27 protein-coding genes are annotated in these 25615 nt (G+C 56.4%); 16 read left to right on the top strand and 11 right to left on the bottom strand.

Going from position 1 to position 25615, the window contains the following annotated elements:
* Window positions 1–47: 47 nt before the first annotated feature.
* Window positions 48–701, top strand: coding sequence for an LPS export ABC transporter periplasmic protein LptC (locus D2V07_RS17235; protein WP_119587768.1), 654 nt, complete (start codon window positions 48–50; stop codon window positions 699–701).
* A complete protein-coding gene (locus tag D2V07_RS17230; RefSeq protein WP_233548498.1) occupies window positions 701–1285 on the top strand; it encodes an LptA/OstA family protein in 585 nt (194 codons plus the stop codon). Before D2V07_RS17235 ends, D2V07_RS17230 begins: the two co-directional genes overlap by 1 nt.
* A 41-nt stretch (window positions 1286–1326) precedes the next feature.
* On the opposite strand, the gene D2V07_RS17225 is transcribed toward D2V07_RS17230, so the two are convergent.
* The 4 genes from D2V07_RS17225 to D2V07_RS17210 form a co-directional block, all read right to left on the bottom strand.
* Window positions 1327–2034, bottom strand: a complete 708-nt coding sequence (locus D2V07_RS17225; protein ID WP_119588145.1) for a hypothetical protein — start codon at window positions 2032–2034, stop codon at window positions 1327–1329.
* Window positions 2031–3269 (bottom strand): O-antigen ligase family protein, encoded by a 1239-nt coding sequence (locus D2V07_RS17220; protein ID WP_158586881.1) that lies wholly within the window; start codon window positions 3267–3269, stop codon window positions 2031–2033. Before D2V07_RS17220 ends, D2V07_RS17225 begins: the two co-directional genes overlap by 4 nt.
* A gap of 220 nt (window positions 3270–3489) precedes the next feature.
* A complete protein-coding gene (locus D2V07_RS17215) occupies window positions 3490–3762 on the bottom strand; it encodes a hypothetical protein (RefSeq protein ID WP_119588143.1) in 273 nt (90 codons plus the stop codon).
* A 123-nt stretch (window positions 3763–3885) separates the two neighbouring features.
* Window positions 3886–4125, bottom strand: coding sequence for a lasso peptide biosynthesis B2 protein (locus D2V07_RS17210; RefSeq protein WP_119588142.1), 240 nt, complete (start codon window positions 4123–4125; stop codon window positions 3886–3888).
* A gap of 428 nt (window positions 4126–4553) precedes the next feature.
* Between D2V07_RS17210 and D2V07_RS17205 the strand changes: the two genes are divergently transcribed.
* From D2V07_RS17205 to rfbB, 6 genes are all read left to right on the top strand, one after another.
* Complete coding sequence (locus D2V07_RS17205) at window positions 4554–4904, top strand: hypothetical protein (protein ID WP_119588141.1); 351 nt, start codon at window positions 4554–4556, stop codon at window positions 4902–4904.
* 247 nt (window positions 4905–5151) lie between these two features.
* A complete protein-coding gene (locus D2V07_RS17200; protein ID WP_325049042.1) occupies window positions 5152–6132 on the top strand; it encodes a UDP-glucuronic acid decarboxylase family protein in 981 nt (326 codons plus the stop codon).
* Between the two features lie 94 nt (window positions 6133–6226).
* Window positions 6227–7117 carry a glucose-1-phosphate thymidylyltransferase RfbA gene (gene rfbA / locus D2V07_RS17195; protein ID WP_119588140.1) on the top strand — a complete coding sequence of 297 codons (891 nt, stop codon included), beginning with the start codon at window positions 6227–6229 and terminating at the stop codon, window positions 7115–7117.
* Window positions 7117–7671 carry a dTDP-4-dehydrorhamnose 3,5-epimerase gene (rfbC, locus tag D2V07_RS17190; protein WP_199698826.1) on the top strand — a complete coding sequence of 185 codons (555 nt, stop codon included), beginning with the start codon at window positions 7117–7119 and terminating at the stop codon, window positions 7669–7671. Before rfbA ends, rfbC begins: the two co-directional genes overlap by 1 nt.
* A 6-nt stretch (window positions 7672–7677) precedes the next feature.
* The gene (locus tag D2V07_RS17185) at window positions 7678–7920 is read left to right on the top strand and encodes a sugar nucleotide-binding protein (protein WP_119588138.1); all 243 of its coding nucleotides are present in this window, start codon (window positions 7678–7680) and stop codon (window positions 7918–7920) included.
* Window positions 7913–8968: a dTDP-glucose 4,6-dehydratase gene (gene rfbB, locus D2V07_RS17180; protein WP_119588137.1), complete on the top strand. Its 1056-nt coding sequence runs from the start codon at window positions 7913–7915 to the stop codon at window positions 8966–8968. Before D2V07_RS17185 ends, rfbB begins: the two co-directional genes overlap by 8 nt.
* On the opposite strand, the gene D2V07_RS17175 is transcribed toward rfbB, so the two are convergent.
* The gene (locus tag D2V07_RS17175; RefSeq protein ID WP_119588136.1) at window positions 8963–9841 is read right to left on the bottom strand and encodes a glycosyltransferase; all 879 of its coding nucleotides are present in this window, start codon (window positions 9839–9841) and stop codon (window positions 8963–8965) included. The two genes, rfbB and D2V07_RS17175, sit on opposite strands and share 6 nt — an antisense overlap.
* 170 nt (window positions 9842–10011) lie before the next feature.
* Between D2V07_RS17175 and D2V07_RS17170 the strand changes: the two genes are divergently transcribed.
* From D2V07_RS17170 to D2V07_RS17155, 4 genes are all read left to right on the top strand, one after another.
* On the top strand, window positions 10012–11856 hold the full coding sequence (locus tag D2V07_RS17170; protein WP_119588135.1) for an acyltransferase family protein: 1845 nt from the start codon (window positions 10012–10014) through the stop codon (window positions 11854–11856).
* A 198-nt stretch (window positions 11857–12054) separates the two neighbouring features.
* On the top strand, window positions 12055–13494 hold the full coding sequence (locus tag D2V07_RS17165; RefSeq protein WP_158586879.1) for an oligosaccharide flippase family protein: 1440 nt from the start codon (window positions 12055–12057) through the stop codon (window positions 13492–13494).
* Window positions 13495–13519: 25 nt separating this feature from the next.
* Window positions 13520–14566 (top strand): nitroreductase family protein, encoded by a 1047-nt coding sequence (locus tag D2V07_RS17160; protein ID WP_119588133.1) that lies wholly within the window; start codon window positions 13520–13522, stop codon window positions 14564–14566.
* The gene (locus D2V07_RS17155; RefSeq protein ID WP_119588132.1) at window positions 14563–15693 is read left to right on the top strand and encodes a polysaccharide pyruvyl transferase family protein; all 1131 of its coding nucleotides are present in this window, start codon (window positions 14563–14565) and stop codon (window positions 15691–15693) included. Before D2V07_RS17160 ends, D2V07_RS17155 begins: the two co-directional genes overlap by 4 nt.
* 12 nt (window positions 15694–15705) lie before the next feature.
* Here the strand turns inward: D2V07_RS17155 and D2V07_RS17150 are convergent, their stop codons facing one another.
* Window positions 15706–16686: a hypothetical protein gene (locus D2V07_RS17150; RefSeq protein WP_147367060.1), complete on the bottom strand. Its 981-nt coding sequence runs from the start codon at window positions 16684–16686 to the stop codon at window positions 15706–15708.
* Window positions 16687–16903: 217 nt separating this feature from the next.
* On the opposite strand from D2V07_RS17150, the gene D2V07_RS18455 reads away from it, so the two are divergent.
* Genes D2V07_RS18455 through D2V07_RS17135 form a run of 3 tightly spaced genes read left to right on the top strand, consistent with a single transcriptional unit; the run spans window position 16904 to window position 19126 of the window.
* Window positions 16904–17542 (top strand): sulfotransferase family protein, encoded by a 639-nt coding sequence (locus D2V07_RS18455; protein ID WP_147367059.1) that lies wholly within the window; start codon window positions 16904–16906, stop codon window positions 17540–17542.
* Window positions 17543–17559: 17 nt separating this feature from the next.
* Complete coding sequence (locus tag D2V07_RS17140; RefSeq protein ID WP_233548497.1) at window positions 17560–18558, top strand: glycosyltransferase family 2 protein; 999 nt, start codon at window positions 17560–17562, stop codon at window positions 18556–18558.
* The gene (locus D2V07_RS17135; protein WP_119588128.1) at window positions 18551–19126 is read left to right on the top strand and encodes an acyltransferase; all 576 of its coding nucleotides are present in this window, start codon (window positions 18551–18553) and stop codon (window positions 19124–19126) included. Before D2V07_RS17140 ends, D2V07_RS17135 begins: the two co-directional genes overlap by 8 nt.
* A gap of 141 nt (window positions 19127–19267) precedes the next feature.
* On the opposite strand, the gene D2V07_RS17130 is transcribed toward D2V07_RS17135, so the two are convergent.
* From D2V07_RS17130 to D2V07_RS18450, 3 genes are all read right to left on the bottom strand, one after another.
* Window positions 19268–19678: a hypothetical protein gene (locus D2V07_RS17130; protein ID WP_147367058.1), complete on the bottom strand. Its 411-nt coding sequence runs from the start codon at window positions 19676–19678 to the stop codon at window positions 19268–19270.
* A gap of 502 nt (window positions 19679–20180) precedes the next feature.
* Complete coding sequence (locus D2V07_RS17120) at window positions 20181–20420, bottom strand: hypothetical protein (RefSeq protein ID WP_119588125.1); 240 nt, start codon at window positions 20418–20420, stop codon at window positions 20181–20183.
* A 9-nt stretch (window positions 20421–20429) separates the two neighbouring features.
* Window positions 20430–20717, bottom strand: a complete 288-nt coding sequence (locus D2V07_RS18450) for a hypothetical protein (protein WP_147367057.1) — start codon at window positions 20715–20717, stop codon at window positions 20430–20432.
* Between the two features lie 416 nt (window positions 20718–21133).
* On the opposite strand from D2V07_RS18450, the gene D2V07_RS17115 reads away from it, so the two are divergent.
* Window positions 21134–22456: an O-antigen ligase family protein gene (locus D2V07_RS17115; RefSeq protein ID WP_147367056.1), complete on the top strand. Its 1323-nt coding sequence runs from the start codon at window positions 21134–21136 to the stop codon at window positions 22454–22456.
* 19 nt (window positions 22457–22475) lie between these two features.
* Here D2V07_RS17115 and D2V07_RS17110 read toward each other — a convergent pair whose 3' ends face one another.
* Both D2V07_RS17110 and D2V07_RS17105 read right to left on the bottom strand, forming a co-directional pair.
* Window positions 22476–23351: a glycosyltransferase gene (locus D2V07_RS17110; protein WP_119588123.1), complete on the bottom strand. Its 876-nt coding sequence runs from the start codon at window positions 23349–23351 to the stop codon at window positions 22476–22478.
* Window positions 23352–23416: 65 nt separating this feature from the next.
* Window positions 23417–25609 carry a GumC family protein gene (locus tag D2V07_RS17105; protein ID WP_119588122.1) on the bottom strand — a complete coding sequence of 731 codons (2193 nt, stop codon included), beginning with the start codon at window positions 25607–25609 and terminating at the stop codon, window positions 23417–23419.
* Window positions 25610–25615 lie beyond the last annotated feature (6 nt).

Raw genomic sequence — 25615 nt, 5'->3', positions numbered from 1 at the left:
AGGATATTTTCAGCCACGAGTAATGATCTCGGGCGTTAGAGCATGGCATGACCAGAGCCGCAGACAGGATGCGCAACAGGCGCCAGCAGTTCGCGACACCGGGAGGTTCGCTGGATCGGATCGTGCGCGTGCTGGCCGTGGGGCTTCCTGCCCTGGTGGGCGTGGTCGCGGCGATGATGCTGATTACCCCGCTGTCGCCGCGCGGGGAGATCAGCTTCCTGCTCGACCGCAACAAGGTCGCCATCGCGGACGACCGGCTCCGCGTCGACAACGCGATGTACCGCGGTCAGGACAACAGGGCGCGTCCGTTCAGCCTGGTCGCCGGCGAGGCGGTACAGCGCAGTAATTCCATACCACTTGTGGAGATGCAGGATATGACAGCGCGGCTCGCGCTGGCCGAAGGTCCGGCTGTCCTTACCGCCCCGCGCGGCGTCTATGATATCGACGATGAGCAGGTGCGCATTCCCGGCACGGTCCGGTTCGACGCTGCCGATGGTTACAATTTCATCGCTCGCAACGTGACGATCGACCTCCCCTCCCGCACCCTGACTGGCGATGGGCAGGTAAGCGGCGCGATCCCGGCCGGTGCCTTCTCGGCCGATGCCATGCGCGCGGACATGGAAGAGCGTACTTTCTCCCTCAACGGTAACGCCAGGTTGCGCATGGTGCCCGGCCGCTTGCGACTGCCCGAGGAAATGTGATGATGGAGCCTGACAGCATGAATACCGAAACCCCATCCTCGCGTCCTGCGCTTCGCCACCTTGTCGTGCGCGGCCTGGCTGGCGGTCTCATCGCCGGCGGGATCGCGGCGCTGTCGTTCGGTTCGGTTGCCGGGGCGCAGACGATTGCCGGTTTCAATTCAAACCAGCCGGTCAACTATGCTGCCGATCGCATCGAGTTGCAGGATCGGCAGAACCGGGTTGTCCTGTCTGGCGATGTCCAGATCCGGCAGGGCGACCTGCAACTGACCGCGGCGCGGACGACGGTAGCCTATAGCGATGCCGGCAGTCTGCGAATCCAGCGCATCGATGCGACTGGCGGTGTGACGGTTACGCGCGGCAATGAGCGCGCCAGCGGCAATGCCGCCGTCTACGATTTCAACCGGCGGGTCATCGTCCTGTCGGGGAACGTCGCCCTGCGCCGCGGCAGCGATACGCTGGACGGCGGACGCCTGGTGATCGATCTCAATTCCGGGCTGTCCAGCGTAGACGGTGCAGGCGCACAGTCAGGCAGCGGACAACCCGGTCGCGTGTCGGGAACTTTCGCGGTGCCGGACGGCGACTAGAACACTCTACCGGAGATATCGAGCATGCTAGCGTATCGCGCCTAAGTGCACGCCGTCGCGGAGATTTTCTCTGCCGCTGCGCCTTCGTCGATCCTTTCATACCGGCTTGCGAGCCGTTCCATCCTGCTGCATGCCAAATCGGCGCCCTGATCTACCGCCAGCACTATTGTGGCGACCCAGTCATCAGGAGCCGCGACACCCGAAGCGGGGACCAAGGTTTTATCCTGCCAGCGACCGAAGCTTGCCATCCGGTTTGCCATCGCTTGCCGACCTTCGGGAACGGTCACGAGTTCTCCCAGCAAGGCGAGCGCCGATTCGGTAAGATTGTCGGTTGACAGTAGCGCGACTACACGCTGCGAGGCTATTTCGTACTGTTGCTGCTCCAGCGCGCCCTGGCCGCTGGCCAGTTGCGAAATCGGCTCGCGCCAGCCGCGACGGCTGGATGCTTCGAGTGCGGCGCGCGCGGTTTCCGCATCGCCGTTCTGGAGGGATGCCAGCGCGAGAACAGTCAGCGATTCGGCAGGCATCGGCCGCAGTTCGATCTGCTGGCGCGCCTGCGCCACAGCGATCTCCGGCTGGCCCGCCTGCAAAGCCATCTTGCTGCGTTCACGCGCAGCGCTGCCACTGAAGCCCGCTGGCACCACTGCGGCGTAAGACGGCGAAATGCGTGATTGCTGGTCCAGTTGAACCACGGTGACGAGCGCAGCCACAGGCAACAGCAAAATACCGGCGATGAGCTTCGTCTTCATCGCCGCGCTCTCCTCCCGCCTGCAAGCAAGACCACGAGCACAGCTGCAACGCACAGGATGGTGAGGTTGCGTAGCGGATAATCGAGCAGCGATTGAAGGACGATGGCGGCGATCCCCGCGCCAGCTCCCAGCCTCGGCCATCGTGCTTTCGTCACGCCGGGAGCCATAGTTGCCCAGGCAATCCAGCCTAACCACAGTGCCGCTAGCGCGAGACTTGCCATACCCCCTTCGATCGCGATTTCGATGTAGTCGTTGTGAACGCGAACAGCCCTTCGGGGGGATACGTATTCCAGCGATTCGTGGATCTGGAATACGTCGTCAGTGGTGCCCATGCCGGAGCCTGCCGGCCAATATTGGCTAGCTGCGTACAAGCCGTCTTCCCACATTTCAGGACGGTCGGTCTGCGTGTCGGAAAAACGCGCGATGCTGGTCTCGATCCGCCCGCCCGAAAGGGCAGAGATGACGATGGCCATCCCGACAACAGCGGCGAGGCCCAGGCCGATCCATAGGCCGACTGACTTCCGACCCTGTTTGGGCAGGTGACCGAAAAGTGCTCCAGCCCCGCGCAAAACCATAAGCCCTACCGGGATGAAAAGGAGAACCATCCCCGTGCGTGACTGCGTAAGGAAAGTGCCCACTATCAATAGGGAGGCGGCGGCAATGACCCCAAAAAGGAATGCCCAGTTTCGCGGTTGCGGCAGGCTGGCCAGCAGACATAGAGCAATCACGAAGAAAATTGCTGTCGAGTTGCGGTTTGCAAATGTTGCGGAGAGAACGATACCTTGGCGGAAGGCCTCGTCATACAGCAGCGCCACGGTGTTGCCGGTGGAAAGTTGCACAGTTCCCAACAGTAATGCCGCCACCGCTGCCGCGGGCACAGTCCACGCGAGCGTGATGCGTTGTTCGGCTGGAAGTGTGCAGCCGATGATGATTACCGCTGCGGGAACGAGCGTCGCCGCAAAGGCAACCATCGTTCGCACTGGACTGACGCTGACTGAAAACCAATGATCTGCGTTCACACCCGCGATGGCGAAACTCTCGACCGCTAGCGCGCGACCGGGGAGCGCCTGCCAAATTCCTAGAGGTAGGGGCAGCGACTGCAGCACCGGAAAGATGATGCTCAACACAACAAGCGCGATCAGCGCTTTCGAGGCAGTGCGTGTAAATCTGGGAATGCGGTCTGCGTGCCAAGCCAGCAGCGCCAAGGCGAAAAGCTGGACAAGCAGGTTGCGCAATCCATAGGCAGACCCCCCTCCGCCCAGTAGCACGGAAAGACCAAGGAGAACTTGAAGATGCACCAAGGGTGAGGTTAGCAGTGCGGAGGGTGGGGCCGATCGAACACCCCACGAAGACGACACCGGGCGCGGCTGGCGCGAATTCCCCTTCATTAGATCGTCCAGAAAGCAAACCGCCCGCGAAACGCGGGCGGAATGTTAATCGAAATGAGCAATGCGATCAGGCACCGGGTGACACCGGGGGACCGACCACTTCGCCACCGTTATCTTCGATAAGGGCAATGATTGCTGCCGCACCTGCACCAAACAGCAGGATGATCAGGGCAAGCGGAATCTTCAGACCGGCTTCTTCCGACTCGCCAATCCGAGCAGCCATGCGCTCAGACATCTCGATCGAGACGCCGGCGTCGGCAGCGCGCGTATTGGCCTGGGCAGCGATGGGAGCGACCGTCAGCGAGGCTGCAGCAGTCGCGGCAAGGATTTTCTTCAGCATAGTCGGGCTCCTTCAAGGGGTGGCCGGTTTTCTAAATGACTTGGCTTCGGTATACCGCAGCGCACAATGCTGCGCAACGTCTAATGTGTGAAAATACTTAATTCGCAGTATCGATACGTCCTATCAGGGCGAAGGGTTCCGGATTTTTCCTCTAAACTCTGCATGATCGTCTAGAATTACCGTGAAATTATCGATATTGCCGTCCGTGACAATCAGATCGCCCGCGCGCAGCCAAGCATAGGCATCAGATCCTTCATCGCCCGACTTGTCCACCCCGATCACAATCGAGGTGGGAATTCCTTTTCGTTTCAGCCAATTCTGTGCAGCCATCGCTTGTACAAGGCAGTCCGAGCGCCACAGCATCTAGTAAGGAACTTGGGTCACGTACGAGCCGGTCCCCCTAGCTCTTTCGCGCGCCGCGCTGGAGATCGTTTTCTTACCGCATTGTGCTGCCGCTCGGTTGCGCGACTGTGTTTGCGTCGGTTTCAAGCGGAAAAGCGCGATCCTTGCAACCGCCAGCCATGCCATTGCGGCAATGCAACGCCCGGCAAAGCGTATCGACAATCGTGGGTCACCAACACGAGAATGGCGATTCGTTTCGCTCATGCATGCCTGTTACCCTTTGCTGTCTACGCGTAATAGAGGTGTTGCCGATTGCGCACGCGCCGCGTTCGCACTGCAAAAATGCGGGCCAACCCGCCTTCCGGATGGCGCTGAACGCGGCAATGAATTCGATAGCGGCTATTCTGAACCTTGATGGCTAGCCGGTGTCCCGTGAGTTGATAAGCCGCATGGCCGACCAACTCGACGGTGCTGGGGGTGTGCAGACCTGGCATTCGGGATGCGTGGGCTTTGCCACCAAGGGCAAATCCCATATTGGCGACGACCCCCGTCGCGATACGATGGGAAACGCAGAAGAATTCAAGATCCTGTTCGATGGCTACCTCGTCAATCGCGAGGAACTGGCCAAAGCAATCGAGCGTCCACGTGATCTCCGGTCTTTCCGACCCCGACCTTGTCGAACTCATTTTCGGGCAGGCCTTGATGATCCCAAGCTACCGTTAGCAACCTCCGCGAATCCCAAATCAGAAGCGCGAATTCTCCATGCATGTGCCGGCATCATCTTCAATATCATCGAATAGGTGGTCTGAGCTGAGGTGGCGCTCACTTTGGACACCGGCCGCAACCAACCGGCAATTAGCGTATCCATAGCAGCGGGTGTCTTGCCCGAACACTCCTGCACCCGTTCAACCATGGTCATCATAAAGGCTTACAAATAATACCTGTCATCGCACGAAAGAGCAGTCAGCACATCGTTTTTGTGCAGGTGCGAAATAAGCATTGAATCTTGCATTGCGCCTCGGTAGCATCGGCTTTAGGTAATACCTAGTGGGGTTCAAGTTCATGGTTTACGGTCGGCAGAGTGTGCTTGTGACAGGGGGGGCGGGTTTCCTCGGCTCGCACCTTTGTGATCGTCTGATTGCCGAAGGTGCTCATGTCCTGTGCATTGACAACTTCTTCACAGGTAATCGTGCCAATATCGAGCACTTGCATGGTCATCCGCAATTCGAGCTAATCCGTCACGACGTAACCTTCCCGCTCTATGTGGAAGTCGGCCACATTTACAACCTCGCGTGCCCGGCCTCGCCCATCTACTACCAACACGATCCAGTACAGACCACGAAGACCAGCGTGCACGGCGCGATCAACATGCTCGGCTTGGCAAAACGCACCAACGCCCGCATCCTCCAGGCCTCGACCTCCGAGGTCTACGGCGACCCTTCGATCCACCCGCAACCCGAATCTTACTGGGGCAATGTCAATCCGATCGGTATCCGCTCTTGCTATGACGAAGGTAAACGTTGCGCGGAAACACTGTTCTTCGACTATCATCGCCAGCACGACCTCGAGATCAAGGTCGTGCGCATCTTCAACACCTATGGCCCGCGCATGCACCCGCAGGACGGGCGCGTGGTTTCCAATTTTATCATGCAAGCGCTTCGCGGCGACCCCATCACGATCTATGGCGATGGCCAGCAGACCCGCTCGTTCTGTTACGTCGACGATCTGATCGACGGGTTCGTGCGGTTCATGGCGACATCAGCCGATTTCACCGGCCCGCTGAATCTTGGCAACCCAGGGGAATTCTCGATGATTGAGCTGGCCGAGGCCGTGATCGAGCTGACCAATTCCAGATCCGAGCTTACGCGTGAGCCATTGCCGCAGGACGACCCCAAGCAGCGCCGCCCCGATATCTCTCTCGCGCAATCGAAGCTGGGTGGCTGGGAGCCGAAGACTCCGCTGCGCGAAGGTCTGGCAAAGACTATCGACTATTTCGACGGTCTGCTGAAGAGCGGCCAAATCAATTAACCCGGATTCCCGATCAGCCAGGCATGGGCAAGAAGCACAGGCCGCACCGGGGGGGCATGGATGACGCGGGCAGCACCGCCAAGAAAGTTCGAGAATGGCTGCAACGAGGCGCAAGGGCATCATTTTGGCTGGTGGATCGGGCACGCGCCTCTATCCGCTCACTCGTGGCGTGTCGAAGCAACTGATGCCAGTCTTCGACAAGCCGATGATCTACTACCCGCTCTCCACTCTGATGATGGCGGGCATTCGCGATATCCTCCTCATCACCACGCCGGAAGAACAAGCACAGTTCCAGCGCGTGCTAGGAGATGGTTCGGATTTCGGCGTTGTCCTCAGCTACGCTATTCAGCCAAGCCCTGACGGGCTGGGGCAGGCATTTCATATCGGTGCCGACTTTATCGCTGGCGATGCTAGCGTGCTGGTTTTGGGAGACAACATCTTCTACGGTCATGGCCTGCCCGAACTGCTAGCGAGCGCCGCAGGGCGCGATAGCGGCGCCAGTGTCTTCGCCTACAGGGTCAATAACCCACATGATTACGGTGTGGTCGATTTCGACGCGAACGGTACGGCGTCTTCGCTGGAAGAAAAGCCTGCACAGCCCAAATCTAACTACGCCGTTACCGGCCTCTACTTTTACGACGACACCGTGGTGGAGCGGGCCCGCGATTTGCAACCGTCGGCCCGCGGCGAGCTGGAAATCACCGATCTCAACCGGATGTATCTCGACGATGGCAACCTGTCGGTAGAGATCATGGGGCGCGGCTACGCCTGGCTGGATACCGGCACGCACGGATCACTGCTGGACGCTGCCAGTTATGTGCGCATTACCGAAGAACGCCAGGGTTTGAAAATCTGCTGTCCGGAAGAAATCGCGTGGCGCACTGGCTTCATAGACGATGCCAAGCTTGAGGCCATCGCTGCCCCGCTGAAGAAATCCGGCTATGGCGAATACCTGATGGCCTTGCTGGCCGAAGGCCGCGACTGATGAACATCGTGCGGTGCGATATAGAGGGTCCGCTTATATTAGAGCCGGAGGTGTTCGGAGATGAGCGCGGCTTTTTCATGGAAAGCTGGAATGCGGAAAAGTTCGCCGCCGCGGGCCTGAATATGGCGTTCGTGCAGGATAACCATTCCCGCTCGCAGGAAGGCGTGCTTCGCGGCATGCATTTCCAGAACCCGGGCCCCCAGGCAAAGCTGGTGCGCGTGGTGAACGGGGCGGTTTACGATGTCGCCGTTGATTTGCGCCGGTCCTCGCCCACGTTCGGTAAATGGAAGGGCGTGGAACTGTCGGCAGCAAACAAACGCATATTCTGGGTTCCACAGGGTTTCGCGCACGGCTTTCTCACGCTGGAGAACGACACCGACCTCCTTTACAAATGCGATGCGGCTTACACTCCTTCGAACGAGCATTCGCTAGCTTGGGACGATCCCGAAGTTGGCATCGAATGGCCGACCCAAGGTCTGCAAATCCAGCTTTCCACAAAAGACCGGGAGGGTAAGTCGCTGTCCGAAGTGGAGGCTTTTGTGTGGAAGTCCTGATTACCGGTGGGAAACGCCAGCTGGTACGATTTCGCTGTCGCCATTCAGGAAGAGGCACTATCGATTGGCCTGCTCAACCGGGCCATCCCGATAGCGCCCATTCCGACCAGCGCCTACATTACACTTGCGGCGCGGCCAACCTTCTCGCTACTGGATTGCAGCAAGACGCGCGAACTGCTTGGCGATGGCCACACCCATTGGTGCACCAACCTGCGCACCATGCTTAACGAGGAAGCATACCTTGGCTAATCTGCTTGTCACTGGCGGTGCCGGCTTTATCGGCGGCAATTTCGTCCATTACTGGGCGGACAACCATCCCAGCGATGCAATGATCGTGCTGGATTCGCTGACTTATGCCGGCAACGCGTCGACCATTGCCGGCGTCGAGCAGGCGGAACTCGTCGTTGGCGACATTCGCGATACGGCATTAGTGGAGGAGCTCCTGCGCGATCGCTCGATCGACACGGTGGTTCACTTTGCCGCAGAAAGCCATGTGGACAGATCTATCACCGGGCCGGACGCTTTTATCGAGACGAACATCCTGGGCACGAATTCGCTGCTGAAGGCGACGCGCACAGTCTGGCTGGACGAAGGGAACGGAAAGCCACACCGCTTCCACCACATCTCTACCGACGAGGTATATGGTTCGCTTGACCCAGAAGACCCCGCTTTCAGCGAGACGACGCCGTACCAGCCGAATTCACCCTACTCGGCATCCAAAGCTTCGTCCGATCATCTTGTGCGCGCCTATCATCACACTTTCGGGCTGGAAGTGACGACCAGCAACTGCTCGAACAATTACGGGCCTTACCAGTATCCCGAAAAGCTTATCCCGCTATTCCTGCTGAACGCGCTGCACGGCCGCGATCTGCCGATCTACGGCGACGGCATGAATGTGCGCGACTGGCTGCACGTCGAAGACCATTGCCGCGGGATCGAGGCCTGCCTGCTGAAAGGTAAACCGGGAGAGACCTACAACATCGGCGGCGGTGCCGAATTGCCCAACAGTGCGGTGATCGACAATATCTGCATGCATGTAGACTTGGCGTTCGCATCGTTTCCCGGCTTGGCAGCCAGATTCCCGGATGCACCAGCGGCCGTCGGCGAACCTACCGCCGAACTCAAAACGTTCGTCACCGATCGCCTTGGCCACGATCGCCGCTATGCGATCGACGAGCGCAAAGCCCGTGCCGAGCTTAATTATATGCCGTTACACACTTTCGACAATGGTTTGGCGCTCACACTGCAATGGTATCTAGATAACGAGGATTGGTGGCGCCCGCTCATCGAGTCATGAGCGGTGCGGTGGTTGACCCGTAATGAGGCGAAGCACCTCGAAGACCCCCGCCACTGCAACCGAACCCGCAATTGCAAGCACACCCGGACGGTCGCGCCAACCAATGTCGCTTCGCAGGATCATTTTCGATTGGCCTAGAAACATCTGAACGGGTGAAGCCAGCAACTTTAGCGGGCTGGTACCCTTGTCTTTTTCCAGCGTCCACGATCCACCCAAGACGCGACGGCGCTTGTGAACCAGACTGGCGAGGTCGGCCCGCGTTGGATGAGCGACGACAAGATTGGGTGCGTAAACGATTCTCGCGCCGCAGCCAATCAAACGACGAGAGCATTCGAAATCGCCACCGGAGAGTAAGTCAGCGCGGAACCCACCGTTGGAAACCAGCAAGTCTTTCTTGCAGAGCCAATTCGCGGTAACGCAATGCTGTTTGGCGACGTTTGATTCTTGATTGAAAGCCTGGAGGCTTTCGAACAGCGTCGCGTACTTGCCGCACTTCTCTTCCTGGAAGAGCGTGATGCGCCCGGCGTGGATTTCGTTGTCGGCGCTCTTTTCCGAAATCCGCAGCGCTTCTTCCAACCAATTCGGGTCGGGTACGCAATCGGCATCCGTGAAAAGGACATATTCGCCTCGTGCTATCTCCAGTGCCCTGTTACGGGCACGGTAAGATCCAGGCTTCGCTTCCGACAACAGTGTGACGAAAGTATATCCGCTAACAATCTCCGAAGTCCTATCGGTCGATCCGTTGTCTACTACGATCACCTCGAAGGACTCAGCCATGGCTGTTTGCCTAGTTAGTGCATCAAGCAGCTTGCGCATGTATCGTTCGCCATTCCAGACAGGGATGACGACCGAAATTTTAGGTGTCTGGCTCATTTCCACTCCGATTCGGCAGCGCTCACATTCACCGCTCGTAGGAGAGGCCGCCCTGAGTTCGCAGATGCAACACGATAACCTAGATAAACGCAAAATGCCACCAGAGCATTGTTAAATTTGTGCAGTGCGGTATTCAAGAGCGCAGGCTGGCATTCTGTGATTGGGAACCCATGCGATATCGCACCGAAATCGACGGATTACGTGCCGTTGCCGTGCTCCCCATTGTCCTGTTTCACGCTGGAGTATCCCAGCTGAAGGGCGGCTTCATCGGTGTCGATATTTTCTTCGTGATTTCGGGCTTTTTGATTACCAACATAATTATGCGAGAAATTGACGAAGGTCAGTTTTCATTGCTAGAATTCTACAAGCGGCGCGTCGTCCGTATCTTGCCTGCACTATTTGCCATGATGGCGGCACTCCTGCTAGCGACATGGATATTCGTTCCCTTTGATCTGCCGGGAATAACGCGCAGCGCTGCCGCTGCCGCCGGTTTCATTTCGAATATATATTTCTGGTGGAACACCGATTACTTTGCTCGCGCTGGCGAAGCAGAGCCCCTACTCCACACTTGGTCACTGGGGGTGGAAGAGCAATTTTACATCTTCTACCCATTGCTACTTCTGGCATTGCGCCGTCGATCGCCGCGCACCGTTCTACGGGTACTTTTCGCGATCGTGGCCATATCCTTCGCGATCAGTCTGGCGCTTACCATCCGCGCGCCAGCAGCAGGATTCTACACCTTGCCAAGTCGAGCCTGGGAATTGGGTCTGGGCGGGGTCGTGGCGCTAGGCGGCTTTCCCAAGGTGCGGAACTACGCATTCCTTCAGTGCGCCGCTTTTACTGGTCTAGTTCTCATTGCAGGCGCTGTGCTGGTCCTTGCAGGAGATTTCCGCTTCCCGGCGCCGATGGCCCTTGTTCCGTGTTTGGGTGCGTGCATGGTCATCTGCTATGGCGAAAGAACGCTGGCCGGCCGCCTGCTAAGCCTTCGTCCAGTGCGCTGGATAGGAGCGATCTCCTATTCACTGTATCTGTGGCACTGGCCGATCATCACCCTATACAGGTTCAACACCGGTCTGACCTTATCAATTAGAGAGGCAGCAGCGCTCACCATTGCCTCGATTCTGGTCGCCGCGACTTCCTATTACCTTATCGAACAACCGTTCCTGTCGAAATTCCGTAGGAAACGTTCCAAACCCGTTCTTGCCGTGGGTGCGAGCGCGCTGGCCGCGATGGTTGGCGGTACGCTCACGCTGCCCGCCGTCGCAACAGCAGTCGGCCATCCACGCGGCGAAATTGCTAGTATTTCACGCTACCTAAAGTACCAAGGCGAGGAGCACCGTTACCAGTTCCGGCCTGGCGAATGCTTCGCGACCGATCGATTACAGGCCGTCGATATTGCAGGGTGCATTCAGATTGATCCGAAGCGCGAGAACGTGCTGGTGCTTGGCGACAGCTTCGGAGCTCATATCTGGCGCGCACTGGCAGAGCAATTCCCGCACCTCAACGTTATGCAATTGAACGCATCGGGCTGCAAGCCTCTCGTGCAACCCGAAGGTGAACCTCGCTGCACGGCCCTGATGCGCCATGGCCTTGAAATGCTGGCCACGTCTGGTCAGATTGACAGGATTGTGTTGGCCGCACGCTGGCGGGGCAGGCATATGGAGAAATTGTGGGATACCATCGCCTACCTGCAGGATCAGAGTATCGCCGTGACCGTTATTGGTCCGGGCGTCGAATACGATGGTGATTTCCCTCGCATTCTCGCCATGGCAATGATCCGTGGAGACAGCAGGATGGTCGAGCGGCTGCGCGTCCTGGCGCTTGACCAACTTGACCGAGATATGGGCAACCTCGTGCAAGCCTCAGGGGCCGACTACATTTCGCTCTATGCGCTCGAATGCCCGCAAGGAAGGTGTCGTCAGGTGACCGATGACGGTGCTCCCTACCACTTTGATTACGGACACCTAACCTACCCCGCTGCACAAGAAATGCTGGCGCAGATTGATCAGCTTTGAGCGACGGTTGATGTGCGATGCCAGCATTTCACATGAGTTGGCAGTCTCGCGGGACGTTGTTCGTTGCGACGCAGCATAAAGCAGGGTATTCGGCCGAATGAAGGTTAGCTGGCCGTAGGTCTTGATCTCCAATGATGTCTCACCAAGGAAACTTGCGTTGGTGGCGACAAGATGCGCAGGAGCAGCGTTAGGATTACGATGTCTATACGCCGTGATGCTTTCTGGAGCGCAACTGATACGCTCATAACGTCAGGTTTGGCTTTCGGGCTTCGCCTTATCGTCGCCCGGTTGCTAGCACCGGAAGATTTCGGGATCGCGATGATCGCCGTGACAGTAATTGGTTTGCTTCAGGCGGTTAACGACTTTGGCCTGACCGCAGCGCTGATTCAGAAGGATGAGGAAGAGGTAACCGCCTCTCTCATTGACACAACGTTTACAGCTTCGCTGATCATAACGGTTCTACTGGCCCTTGCGACGGCGGCGCTGATAGCCCCCTTCGCCGCTTCCGCGTATGGTGAACCCTCGCTTCAGCCCTTGATCCTTGTCTTGGGTCTTACCCTGTTACCATCCCCCTTCTCAACCGTGGTTTCTGCCCTGATGTTCAGGAGGGGCCGTTTCAGAGCCAACGCAGTTATCAAGGTTATAGCAAACTTGCTTGGCATGATGACAGCGATTGTACTGGTGATGATCAACCCTTCACCCTGGGTGATCGTTGCTCAAGTGCTTGCTTCATCCTTGGCTGCTGCAGTCATGCTGCAGATTGCAAATCCCCATAGGTATCGACTTCGCCTCAGCAAGGAGCACCTAGGATCGGTTTTCGGGTTTAGCACGTTCATCTTGTTGAGCGATTTACTATCGTTTGCGCAGTCGAATGCTGGCGTCTTCATTCTTGGCCTCGTGCTTTCCACGGCAAGTGTCGGCTATTTCGCCTTAGCAACATATTTGACAAACACAGCGCGCAAAATCGTCATGTCGATTCTGAACCGCGTAACGTTTGTGCATTTCTCACGTAATAAGCATGATCAAGGTTTTCTGCGAAAGAAATTCATTTCGACGGTACGATGGAATTGTCGCGCACTTTTCCCTCCACTCACTGCTATGATGCTCTTCGGACCGAGCTGGGCGCCGCAATTTATGGGAGAGGAGTGGAGTGCGCTCGGTTCGCTATTATTTTGGCTGTCACTCACGGTGATCGTTGGCACATCTGGCGGCACTACATCCAATTTGTACAAGAGCATGGGGCGTCCCGGTCTTGACCTGACGTTTGCCGTGGTCACTACTGCAGGGCTGCTTTTCCCGGGAGTTTACGTCGCAGCGCAAATCTACGGATTGGAAGGCGCGGCAATTGCAACCTTCGTCGTCAAGGTCCTGGCTGTCGCGATAAGACTATTCGCGTTGCGAAAGCTAGTTCCCGGCGCCGCCTCGGGTGCAATACTAGCATCGCTTTTTCAGGCCCTTCTGCAGACACCTGTAGTGCTCGCATGGGCCGCAAGCACGATGCTAGGGATCACAGAGTGGTATCTCCAGCTTCCGTTTATTGTGGTGGCATTCCTCATTTACGGTTCATACGAACTTCCACGGGCGTTCCCTGACCTACTGCCCAAACTGCTGCGTCGATTCCGCGAAAGAAAAATCTAGGCAACTGAGAATTTGAAAGACGGATATGTATCATCGCATCAGAAACTGGGTTCGCGCCAAGTGGCGTGCCATTGATTCGCAATTGCAGCCCGTTGTCGCCCGCTCACCGAGAGTTGCAAGAGCCTATTTTGCGACTTTAGATGATGGTCTTTCGCGAGAAGCTGCCGCCGTTGCAGCGGGCCGCGCCCGCTATAAAAAAGATACCTATTCACCCCAGACCAGCTATTACCTCTTGCGGCGCAATGTTCACCGGCTCGAGAAGGGCCTAATCATGCGGCCCCGGCGCCCGGTCTTTGCCGTGGAATACCTGCCTGAAACAATCGACGTGTTCATTCGCGCGATAGAGTCTGCAGATCGCAATGAAGAGCATCGATGGGCGATCGATGTGCTCCATGAGTATTTCAACGCTGTTGACGGCACCCATCCTGTCATCAGCCGTGAAAAAGAGCGTTTCGAGGCGGCTGCTCCTAAGCAGAAGGAAATGACAGGCTCTACGAAGATGGCCCCCTACAAGCGCGCGCTGAATGGACAATCTCCTGTCGATTTTGACGATTTCATGAAGCTTTCAATTCGTCGACGTTCGGTACGTTGGTACCTAGATAAGCCAGTACCGCGTGAACTTGTTGATAAGGCCCTAGAGGCCGCTGCCCAAGCTCCCAGTGCATGCAACAGACAACCGTTTGTATACCGAATTTTCGATGAGCCAGCCCGGGCTCGCGAACTTGCCGCCATCCCACTCGGGACAAAGGGTTTCGCCGAAAAGTTGACGGGCGTCGTGGTATTGGTCGGGAGGTTGCGTGCCTATCCGCAGGTCCGCGACAGGCACGCGATATACATCGACGGTGCTTTGTCGGCTATGTCGTTCATGTACGCACTCGAGACTCTGGGCCTCTCGTCTTGCCCAATAAACTGGCCTGACATTGAGCCCCAAGAATCGCTGATGAAGAATGCCATCGGCCTAGAGCCCGACGAACGAGTCATCATGCTGATTGCCTATGGCTGGCCGGACGCAGAAGGCCTCGTTCCCTATTCAGCGAAGCGCGAACATGCCCAACTGAGAGAATACCAATGAATATCGAGATATCCGGCGTCTTCCCGGCAAACAGGGGCGCACTGCTAATGCTTGAAGCCGTCAAGCAACAACTTAAGAAGTCATTGCCTAATTGTCGCATTTCAGTTCCTCTTCGCTGGCCGACGAGCGAGCGACTGCAACGTGGCGTCTGGAGCACCCAGGGTGATATGCCAAGCGACTGGACGCTGAAACTTCTCGAGATTTGTCCACAAGCTCTACGGGAGCGTGCCGGCTACATCCGCAGCGAAGATATCGATGTGCTGCTTGATGCTTCGGGCTTTGGCTATGGTGATTTCTGGGGGCTGAGGAAGCTTGAGCGGCGATTGTCTGGACGATTAGAGAATTGGAAAGACTCGTCAAAAAAAGCGATTCTCCTACCCCAAGCGCTCGGTCCATTTGCAGAAGACGGAATGGCTGCGGCATTCGCCAAGGCGGTCGACAAACTTGATTTAGTCTACGTACGCGACGAGGTCTCGATGCAACATGTAATCGATGTCCTGCCGCAAGAGGCGAAAATCAGGAAAGCTCCGGACTTCACCAATCTACTCGCTCCGGACCTGCCGGCAAGACTCGAACATCTTATAGGAACTGCATTCGTAATTCCTAACGAAAAAATGGTGCATGGGAAAGGTAATGCAATACGCGCTCAATATCTTTCTTTTCTTGTCGATGCAGTGGAAGCCATTCGTAAGACCGGCAGAGAGCCAGCGATCCTGTTGCACGAAGGCCAGAAAGATTTAGCTCTCGCCAGAGAATTGAATTCAATCCTCACCTCTGAGGTACCAGTTATCGACGAACCAGACGCACTGGTAACTAAAGCGCTAATTGGACGAGCCGAATTAATTGTCTCCTCGCGCTTTCACGGACTTGTCAGCGCTTTATCAGCAGGAGTGCCGGCCCTTGCGTGCGGCTGGAGCCACAAATATCGCGAACTTATGGCAGACTACGGCTGCCCGCAACTGCTTGTCGAACTCGGGTATCAGAAATCGCACAGGTTCAAGCTCGGAGAGTTCCTGGAACAGATAGGCGATCCCTTGCTGCGTGAGAACATTGTCGAGCACGCGCAAGCGGAGAAGGCAAAAAGTCGGGCGATGTGGGATGATGTTCATGACCTAATCAAAACCTGATCAGGTTAGAGATCAACGCCGGAAGACACGGCGTTGGGGCTGATTTTCGTTCTGAATGCCGCGCAGGGCGGCTAGTTCGCGCCTGATCTTGTCGTTCACACGCCGAGCGAACGCTTTGACGTGCCATACCGGATTGCGAAAATAGGCCGACAGCGTCGGCGCCAAGAAGATCTCGTCAATGCCGACGGTGCCAAAGCTATGGTACTTGGACACCGAGTAGTTCTCGGCTGAATGCCACACAAGGCATTCGCCCAGTGGTTGACGATTCTTGTCTATCGGCACGAGATTGCGAGAAGCCATTCCTGCCGGCACGTTCCAATAGGTAAGCGCGAAAGCAGATCGCTCCCGGCACATGTTCGCAAGGGTATGCGGCATATCCGAACCACGCTCGAGATCGCTGTAGGGCGAGGCAAGGTATTCTGTCGCCAATTCCCGGTCCATTATGAACCCGGCCCAGTACGGGTAATCCGGATTGACGTATTCACGCCCATCCAGCGAAACGATATCTGCCTCGCGAACGATCTGGTGGCCGCGGTAATCAGGGGCGATCACTTTGTCCGGAAGCGCGCTTTCATATCGCAGGAATCCCGGGATACAGCCAACAGACTTCATTCTGGGCAACGTGCGAACGAAATACTGCAGGTTCTCGTTTGTGAAGACGATATCGTCCTCAATGTAGACGAAAAAATCTCCCGCCGAACCATCTTTCCAGGCCCAAGCGCGCAGATGATCCTTGTGCCACCAAGTCAGGTGCCACGGGTGCGCAAGATCGTGCACCTTGTCGAGCTGCAGCCCGATGCCGCGGTCCTCAAGCTTTTGCCTGCATTCCAACAACTGCGGCTCGTCATTCAGCGAAAGGTCCTGCGTGACGAGAGTTACGCGGATGTTAGGGTAGTCCCAGCCCTGTATCGCATCCAAGACCTTGGCGAGGTATTGTACCCGTCCGGGTACGTAGTGTGCTGCGATCGACACCTCAATTGATGGTTCGTGCAATCTACTCTTCCTCGAAAATCGGGAGCTCGCCGTGCGAAATGCTGCGAAGCAACATGGATGTAGACCCTTGTCATTTCTTTCGCAACTGGTCACTTTACAGACTGGCGTACAACACTCTAATGTTGCGGTGCAGCGCAGAAAAGGCTATCGAATTGCTTCTTGCCGCTTGCGCTGCGGCTCGTCCCAGTGCCGGGTAGGACTACCTGCGAAGGAACTTATGAGCACAATTGAAACCGCGTCACCCAAGATCTTCTGTATCGGGTTTCAAAAAACTGGGACAACGTCCCTCGATCTGGCCTTGCAGCAGCTTGGCTATTCAACCATCACTGTATTCGGACGGGACAGACCGCTGCCTGAACTGCGGGCGAATCTCGTCGATATCGGCATCGGGATTGCGCAAGGCGTCGATGTCGTATCCGATATGCCATGGCCCTTGATTTATCGCGAACTTGATACAGCTTTTCCTGGCGCAAAATTCATTCTGACGGTGCGTGATACGGACAAATGGTATCGCTCAATTAGAGATCATTTTGGCCCGGCGAATGACAGAATTCAGCAGCTGACCTATGGCGATGACGCTGGAAGTCCTGTCGGCAATGAAGCTCGCTACACGGCTGTTTACGATGCGCACAACGCCGACGTCCGATCCTATTTCGTTGATCGTCCAGACGATTTTCTGGAAATGTCTCTTGAAGCCGGCGATGGTTGGCGCAAGCTGGGCGCGTTCATCGGTCGTACCGACGTACCGGAAGGCGAGTTTGTTCGAACCAACACGGCAAGTCAGCGTTCGAGCATCCTCACGCGTACGCGAAAGTTTGTTCATAGAGTAAAACCCCGGCTATCGTCCTCCGTCTAGGCGTGGGGTGATTCACCTTGCGCCATCCTGACCAGTTGTTGCGAGAGCTGCAGATGTCGAAAAACAGGATTGACCGCCAAACTGCCGATGTCACCGTGATCATCGTCAGTTTCAACACTAAAGATTTGACGATCAAGGCCGTCGAAACATTGCTGCGCAATGCCGGTGATATCAGCATGCGTATCGTTATTTGGGACAACGCATCGCATGACGAGTCGGCTGAGGCTATCCGCACACGTTTTCCGCAAGTCGATCTGATTGCAAGTCAAGAGAATCTGGGATTTGCGATTTCTAACAACAGAGTAGCCGAAACCGTCAATACCGATTGGATTGTGTTGCTCAATCCGGACACCGAAACGCACCACGGCGCAATCGAAAGGCTCGTTAGTTTCGGACGCGAAAACCCGCAGGCAGGTATTGTCGGCGGGCGTACCGTTTTTCCCGATGGATCACTCAATGTTGCGTCGTGCTGGAACCGCATGACGATATGGTCGATGCTGTGCTCGGCCACAGGGCTTTCGGCGATTTTCAAGAATTCGAATTTTTTCAATCCCGAAGGGATGGGCAGTTTTCGGCGTGACGAGATCCGGCATGCTGACGTAATTGTTGGATGTTTTCTCGCTATCCGCACCCGCCTCTGGCGCGAACTCGGCGGTTTCAGCGAGAAGTACACAATGTACGGCGAGGATGCCGATCTCTGCCTTAGGGCGAGAAGGGCCGGCTATAGGCCGATGATAACGCCGGATGCGCAAATCATGCATCTTGTGGGCGCATCAAGTACAACCAGGGCCGACAAGCTGTTGAAGCTCTACCGCGGCAAGGCCACTCTGATCAAAGATCATTGGTCGCAGCTTGCCGCGCCGATTGGAATTGCACTGTTGTGGACGCAGATGGCAAGCCGCAGGTTCGGTTATGGCGTGAAGCAAAGGATTGGAGGGGATAGCTCGGCCGCCGAAACATGGAGACGAGTCTGGAAAGAGCGTCGCGAAATATTGCGGGGATATCCTGATGGATGAGGTCTCACTTGCACGAAAGGACAGCCCTAGCCGGCTACGCAGGCTTTTTCGACTTGTCGGTTCTTCTTTCGACCCGCGCGCATGGCTGCATCTTTTCCGGATCGTAAACTACTACAATTATTCGCACGTAGCGCCGCGAAGGCAGGTGCGCTTTGGCGAAAGCCCCAATGTCAGCCCCGATACGGTGTTCACTAACGCGGATCGCATCGAGATTGGCAACCGCGTGCGAATAGGATCGCGTTGCTATTTCTGGGCTGGCCCATCCACTGGGCGTATTATCATTGGTGATGATGTCCTGTTCGGGCCGGAAGTCATGCTGACTGCAGCGAGCTACCTGTACAATGCAGGTACACCAGTCACGGAGCAGCCGATGAAGGAGGCAGACATTTGTATAGGCAACGACGTCTGGCTTGGAACTAGGGCGATTGTCCTCGCAGGTGCTTCAATTGGCGACCACGCCATAATTGCCGCCGGCGCGGTTGTCCGCGGTGATGTCGAGCCAATGAGTATCATGGCGGGCTCGCCGGCGAAGAGAATTGGATCGCGCGAACTCCCGCGCAGCGGATAGGAGTTTCGAACTCCCGTTCGCGATTCGGCAGAATGTCCCGGCTAAATGAGAGGCTCTCTGGATCGCTCCGGTCCGGCAGAAAGGCGATCATACAATCGCACCCTTGCCGCAGATAGATGCGCGTGACTTTCCTTGCAGATCTTAGGTGAGAATTGGCTCGGCAAAGCTTCTAGGATCGAGGCCTCTCGGCGAGAAATTGCCGCCGGTCGCATCCGCGAACAAAGTTCGCGGCGTTCCGCTATAGGTTGCACGGCTATCTGCACCATCCACTCCGGCAACGTAGTGGTTGCCGAACGTAACAGCCGATGCCGCGCCGTTAATGGTATCGCAAAAGAGATTGTTTGCGATGAGCGAATAGGCATCCCAGTCGCCGTCAAGCAAGACATCCTGACCAACCCAGGTGTTTTGCGCGAAGACGATGTGACCCTGCGACTGCTTTACTTGCGTGAATTGGCCGGGTGCGTCGACCGCCCAGGCATTGTTCGCGATGAGATAGTCATTGTCGCGTCCGCATTGGTGAAGCGTCACGATCCATAGATTTTCCATGGTCAATTGCCCCAATGTTGATGTGATTAGGCCGAGCCTGCCACCAGCTGTTATGCAAGTCGAATTGGGTGACGAGAGTGAGGGGGCCGGTCGTCGCGTCGGCATCGATGGACGCCTGACCGGTGCTTTCCGGCAAGACGAGCGCAACCGCGCGGCGAGTGTCATCCAGAAGCGTTGCCGACTAATCCGCCAGATATCCTCCAGTCGCACCTTCGCTGGCACCGTTGAGCCAATCGACCATATCCGACACCTCTCAATTGCCGCCAGATCGTGACGAGATGAGGGTCCCGACTGGCCCGCCATCCACCTTCGCCGTCATGGTTCGCGAAGAGTCATCAACTCCGTTGCTAAGCGCAATAGTGCCCCGCCCAGTTCCCGTATACGAGATCGTCAGAATATCGATCTCAGTGTTGAAGTCTGCCGCCTCGTGATGATGCGTAATGCAATCTATCACGCAGCGGCTGGCGGAAAGAAGGTTTCCTACCGTTCTTTCAAATTTGCATCCCCTTCACGAGTTCTTTAAATTGCAAGGGTTGAAGATCCCATCGAAATGACATTCGGTGAACCATACAGGGTCGCGCATCATCCATCCTATCGGCTTCGGCCCCTTCGCCCACAGCGCGCCCCGCCCGCCGGAATCGACGAAGTTGACACCCTCGAAGCATGGCAGCCAGCCACCTTCGTGAAGCCACATCTCATGGATGTTGAGCGTGTCGAAGGTACGCCCCCTTGAAATACAGGTCAGCATAGCGCGGTCTTAAAGCTGCTTGGCGGCATTATTCTTAGCTATCGTGATCGGCACGTCCGCTTCGATGGTGCACCTTGCCATCGTACCAATTCGATATAGTGAAGTGAGAGGCGAAATATCGTAGGTTCCACTCTCGAACATGCGAATGCGGGGCGTCACCGCCTTCTGCGCGGCAAGCCAAGTGAAAGCCGAACTGATTGAGGCGAACGAAACTCCAGCCACTTTCTGTGGGCTTGGAGCAACTTCCACATCGTATTCATGAACACTTTCTTGCGGACGACGTTGGGGGAATGCCAATCATGCCGCCATGCCAGAGCTAACATTTCGGCGGCAATCGCGCCACTTTCCTGGATGGCGACCAAGCGTACATCGAGGATATAACCGGCAGGCACGTTGCGAAAAATCAGGCCGGATTATGAGCGCAGCGCTTACAGATAATAACATACCCTATTTCGAGGTACAGACCCTTCCGTGCCGCGCTGCAGTTCCGCTTCGTCACCGAGCAATACGATGAAGCACTGCTGTTCGGGCGCAATCGGGCCGTCGGAATGATGCCGGTCGGCGTGGGGCATATGCTGTCCTCCAGTTTGTAAGCATTAGAGGCCCTTGAATTTCGGTTCGGATGGGTAGGAAAGCGAAAAGAATAGCGCATCTTGGGATTGCGGGTCGAACGACTTTTTGTCATCGCTGCGCAGAAGGAGTTATGCACTGCAATGAGCGTCTCGGCATTTCCCGCCTCTGAACTTGATATTGGACGTGGGTTTCCAAGGCGCGGCACACTTTTGACCGAGGCTGGCCATCTCCTCCCGGCGGTTCTGCTTCTCTATGCCATCCTGATCCCGCAGGAAGTTCGTGTGGAAGTATCTGGGGTAACGCTCTACGCCTACCGCCTGGTATGCTTCGCACTATTGCCCTGGATTGCGGCACGCGTATTCCGAGGCGCCCTTCGAATGCATCCAATCGATGCAGTCATCGCGATTGGCGGAACTTGGATGGTACTGTCATTCGTGATGGTCAGCGGCGATCTGCAGGGCTTCGTCAGCGGTGCCGGTCTGGCCATCGATGTGCTCGTTCCTTATTTCGTGGCACGCGTCACGATCCACAATGTGGCGGATATGCGAAAGCTTCTGATCATATACGCGCCAGGAATTTTCGCTGCGGGTGTCATCATCATGGTGGAGGCGGTTACCCATCAGCCGATAATCAAGCCTTTGGTGCGATCCATCTTTTCTGCACGTGCCGGGTTTGTCGAAAGTTCTTCGGGCTCGGCTGAGATTCGCCTCGGCTTGCGGAGGTCGGAAGGGCCGTTTGCGCATCCAATTCTGGCCGGGCTCATTTTGGCGAGCGCTGGCTGCCTCTTCGCGACCTCTGGACTTCGAAAGTGGCCGATGTGGCTCGGTGTCTCTTGTATGTTGCTGTCCGTGTTCACCGTGAGTTCCGCTGCATTCCTCGCAATTTTACTTGGCGTCGGACTCATCGGCTACGATAAGGTGTCGCGTTTTTTCACTTTTCTCGGTTGGCCGATTTTCATGGTTGGCGCGGCAATCGGTATGCTCTTCATCCAATTCGCCTCGGACAATGGCCTGATCCGCTTTCTCCTAAGGTTCACGCTAAACCCACAAACCGGATACTACCGACGATTGATATGGCAGTACGGGACGGAGAATGTGGCGGCGAATCCGCTGTTCGGAATTGCCTTTGCCGAATACGAAAGGCTGTCGTGGATGAATGCTAGTGTCGATGCCTACTGGCTCGCTGACGCGATCAGGCACGGCTTAATCGTACCTCTGTGCTTCCTCGTCGCCACTCTTTGGGCGCTGTTTGCATTGGGCCGGCAATCCGCAGCAGCAACCAGCGAAACAGATAGGCACTTCATGATTGGTGTTGCCATTACCTTGGTCGTGCTCGTTGTGATTGGCTTCACAGTGTCATTCTTCGGCGGGGTGCTACTGTGGTTCTATATCGTCCTTGGGGTCGCTGTCTCGCTTCTGAAAGCGAGAGCAGTACCTTGGGACAAGCACACTCGCGTCACCTAAGGGCAAGCACAAGCCAACTTTATGACCGGGCAGCTAGATCCCTGGTCCAGACTGGTGCTTTACCGCGCAGCTTCCTCCAACGGTATTTGACCAAGGCCGTCGCCTTCAGGGTCAAATAAGTTCCCAAGTCAACGACACTCGCGCCCTCAGCCCGGGCAGTCCTAAGATCTGAAAAGCTGTTTAATCTCTTCTGCTCGCCATCGGCGCCCCAGCCGAGCAAGGCGACCTGCTCGCTCCCCACCCGGCGCCGCGCCTCAATCTTCACAAGATCGCTGGCGGTGCGAGGAGGGGAAACGGTAAAATAAACCGAATTACCGTCTTCATCGTAAGAAACGTTGCGACGCTGATCGTAGCTGAAGCGCGTCCTTACCCAAGTATCATCTGCGAAAGTTGCCGGGATTTCACCGATTTTCGACAATCCCTCTGCCGATAGCCCATAGACCCCCGAGCCGACGAGCCGATCCCGAACGTATGGCTGCGTCAGCCAAACCTTGTAATAGGATTTCACCCATTGGTCGCACTTCGATAGGTCCATGCGCAACTCCGGAGATGCCGCCATCACGCCCGGTCGGCGCAGGACCCTGGCCGTCGCTGCAAGCGAAGCGTAACTGCATAAGATATCTGCATCAAGGAAGAATCGGGGAACAGCCTCGGCTAGGCGATTCCCTTCGTTCATAGCGATGACCTTAGAGCCGGCAGGCAGATCAAGGACAGTTGCGAAAGGCGCGACTTCGCGCGCGATCGCCACCGTCTCATCCGAGCAGCCGTTCGCAGCGATGATCACTTCTGGAAGAGCTTCCGCAGAAGCACCTTCAAGCAGTTTCGATAGGCAGCGACCGATCACTGCCGCCTCGTTATGCGCGGGTATTATGACGCTGAAAGGTGGCTCATTCATGTGTAGTTCCGTTTCAGCCGTCGGAGGCGGGCCAGCAGTGACACGACCCCCACCTGATCCAGGTGTCAGTCTCGCTCAGAATACGAATAGTAGGAGTACTCGTATTTGTAGTTCTCACCCGCCTCGAGCGGTTGGAATTTGGTCACAATTACACCAATGACGTTCGCACCGACTCCGGTCAGACGACTCAAAGCAGTGCGAGTCTGCCGAGCAGGAGATCGATTGGCTTCTGCGATGAAAATAACTCCATCGACAAACCGAGATAGCAACGGCGCGTCTGCGATGCCGAGAACTGGAGATCCGTCCACTAGGATAACGTCATAACTGGCGCGGGCCTTGTTGAGGAATTCGCCCACCAAACCAGAAGACAGGATTTCGACTGGGTTGATTGGGGTCGCACTCCCGATTGGCAGAAAGTCATATCCGTCTTCAGCCTTGATAACGACATTCTGCAAAGCCGTATGGCCGTAGATAGCTTCTACGATACCTTGCTTCGGTCGGTTTTGTAGCAAGGCGCGGTGCAGAGCAGGGCGACGAAGATCGAGATCGATCAGCAGCACGCGCCGTCCGACAGCCGCATAGCTGCGAGCTATAGCGAGCGAGGATGTTGTTTTCCCTTCAGCCGCCTCAGTACTGGTAAACTGCAGGACCTTCTTCTCAAGATCGCGCGTAACATAGTCGATCGAGGCCCGGATCGACGCATAGGCTTCGCTCACAACGCTAAAACTGTTCTTTACATCGTCGATGACATCACCATCCGCGACCAATGGAACCTGACCGACAGCATGTAGGCGCAGTTTGGACTGGATATCCTCGATTGAGCGTATGCGATCCTCGAGTGTTTCGCGCAAGACAGCCAAGCCACCGGCCACGCCGAGACCAACGATCAGTGCAACAAGCATGTTGCGGAACAGACTAGGAGACGATGGCGCGCTAGGAACCAGGGCAGTATCGAGGATCGTCAGGTTTGAAGGCTGCAGGTTGGTGGCTGCAGTAATCTGGTTGTAGCGCTGCAACAGATCGTCAAGTTGTGATCGCAAGGCGTCAACGTCGCGGTCCAGCATATTGTACTGGACTCGGCGATCCTGTTCATCGAGCGTAGCACTCGACACACTGGCGAGTTCTGCCGCCAGTGCCGCAGCCTGCTGGCGGGCAATTTCGTACTCGCTGCGAATACCTTCCTTGATATCGTTTTCGGTTTCCGCGATTTGCCGGTCGAGCTCTTCCATATTGGAAATTAGTTCACGAACAGCTGGATAATCATCCTGATAGCGTTGTCGGAGATCTGCAAGCTGCGACCTCATTTCGCCCCGGCGCGTCTGCAAAGACTGCACAGCTGAATTGCGCTGGACCTCAGGCAATTCGGCAGCCGGACGGTTGGCCACCATGCGCCAGCGAGCTTCGGAATTGATGAGGCGCGTGCGCGCTTCCGTATAAGTCTGCGTGATTCCGGTAAGGGTAGAAGCCGCAAGCGTGGTTGCCGTCCCGGCATCTGCACCCTCACCTTCGGTGCCGGAGCCTACGCCCATAGGGCGACCTACGATATTATTGGCGCGGGCATACTGGATTGCCTCTATCTCGGCATCGCGAAGCTCATTGCGGGTTTTGGCAATCTGTTCCTCGAGATATGCACGCGCATAGGAGTTGGCCTCAACCGCTTCCTGTACGTTCAGCGTCACGAATGTCTCAGCGTATCCATTTACCACCGCTGCAGCCAGAGCAGGATCGGATGATGTATAGCTCATCATGATGATTTGTGTGTTCGGGGGCAATTGCGCTGAAAGGCCATCTTGCAGTTTCTGGGCTGCGGAAAACTTCCGTGCTTCTACACTGCGTTCATCTTCAGGAAGTGAATCGCTGCCCATGAAATCAGCATTATCGTGCAGTTCAAGCCGCTCCACCACCTGACGGGCCATCGACCGGCTCTGAATTACACGCGACATCGTTTCGCGTTCACGAGTCAGCCCACCTGCCGAAACGAGATATTCCTGGCCTTCGACTATGTCCGGACCCGACGAGGTCACCCGCACGCTGGCCGACGCTTCGTACTTCGGCGTGGCCAACAAGGTCAGAGTAAGGCCGACTGCAAGCGCAAAAAGAACAACGCCGACCAGAATAAAGCGCTGTCGCCAGATGACGCCACGTATATCTGTAAGGCTGAACATCGCGGGCGAATAGGGGCGTGTGTTTCCGCCCGCAGCAGGCATGTAACGCTCCAAGGGTCCTTCGCCCGCTCCTAGGTGAGTTCCGTTCTCCATGCTGAC

The organism is Aurantiacibacter zhengii, from assembly GCF_003584125.1.
Lineage (GTDB): Bacteria > Pseudomonadota > Alphaproteobacteria > Sphingomonadales > Sphingomonadaceae > Alteraurantiacibacter > Alteraurantiacibacter zhengii.
This window is presented reverse-complemented; position numbering and strand designations above follow the sequence as displayed.

Coding starts and splice junctions, on each gene's coding strand:
- D2V07_RS17235 (WP_119587768.1), top strand. CDS start 48: ATGACCAGAGCCGCAGACAGGATGCGCAACAGGCGCCAGCAGTTCGCG.
- D2V07_RS17230 (WP_233548498.1), top strand. CDS start 701: ATGATGGAGCCTGACAGCATGAATACCGAAACCCCATCCTCGCGTCCT.
- D2V07_RS17225 (WP_119588145.1), bottom strand. CDS start 2,034: ATGAAGACGAAGCTCATCGCCGGTATTTTGCTGTTGCCTGTGGCTGCG.
- D2V07_RS17215 (WP_119588143.1), bottom strand. CDS start 3,762: ATGCTGAAGAAAATCCTTGCCGCGACTGCTGCAGCCTCGCTGACGGTC.
- D2V07_RS17210 (WP_119588142.1), bottom strand. CDS start 4,125: ATGCTGTGGCGCTCGGACTGCCTTGTACAAGCGATGGCTGCACAGAAT.
- D2V07_RS17205 (WP_119588141.1), top strand. CDS start 4,554: ATGGCCGACCAACTCGACGGTGCTGGGGGTGTGCAGACCTGGCATTCG.
- rfbA (WP_119588140.1), top strand. CDS start 6,227: ATGGCTGCAACGAGGCGCAAGGGCATCATTTTGGCTGGTGGATCGGGC.
- rfbC (WP_199698826.1), top strand. CDS start 7,117: ATGAACATCGTGCGGTGCGATATAGAGGGTCCGCTTATATTAGAGCCG.
- D2V07_RS17175 (WP_119588136.1), bottom strand. CDS start 9,841: ATGAGCCAGACACCTAAAATTTCGGTCGTCATCCCTGTCTGGAATGGC.
- D2V07_RS17170 (WP_119588135.1), top strand. CDS start 10,012: ATGCGATATCGCACCGAAATCGACGGATTACGTGCCGTTGCCGTGCTC.
- D2V07_RS17165 (WP_158586879.1), top strand. CDS start 12,055: ATGTCTATACGCCGTGATGCTTTCTGGAGCGCAACTGATACGCTCATA.
- D2V07_RS17160 (WP_119588133.1), top strand. CDS start 13,520: ATGTATCATCGCATCAGAAACTGGGTTCGCGCCAAGTGGCGTGCCATT.
- D2V07_RS17155 (WP_119588132.1), top strand. CDS start 14,563: ATGAATATCGAGATATCCGGCGTCTTCCCGGCAAACAGGGGCGCACTG.
- D2V07_RS18455 (WP_147367059.1), top strand. CDS start 16,904: ATGAGCACAATTGAAACCGCGTCACCCAAGATCTTCTGTATCGGGTTT.
- D2V07_RS17135 (WP_119588128.1), top strand. CDS start 18,551: ATGGATGAGGTCTCACTTGCACGAAAGGACAGCCCTAGCCGGCTACGC.
- D2V07_RS17120 (WP_119588125.1), bottom strand. CDS start 20,420: ATGCTGACCTGTATTTCAAGGGGGCGTACCTTCGACACGCTCAACATC.
- D2V07_RS17115 (WP_147367056.1), top strand. CDS start 21,134: ATGAGCGTCTCGGCATTTCCCGCCTCTGAACTTGATATTGGACGTGGG.
- D2V07_RS17110 (WP_119588123.1), bottom strand. CDS start 23,351: ATGAATGAGCCACCTTTCAGCGTCATAATACCCGCGCATAACGAGGCG.
- D2V07_RS17105 (WP_119588122.1), bottom strand. CDS start 25,609: ATGGAGAACGGAACTCACCTAGGAGCGGGCGAAGGACCCTTGGAGCGT.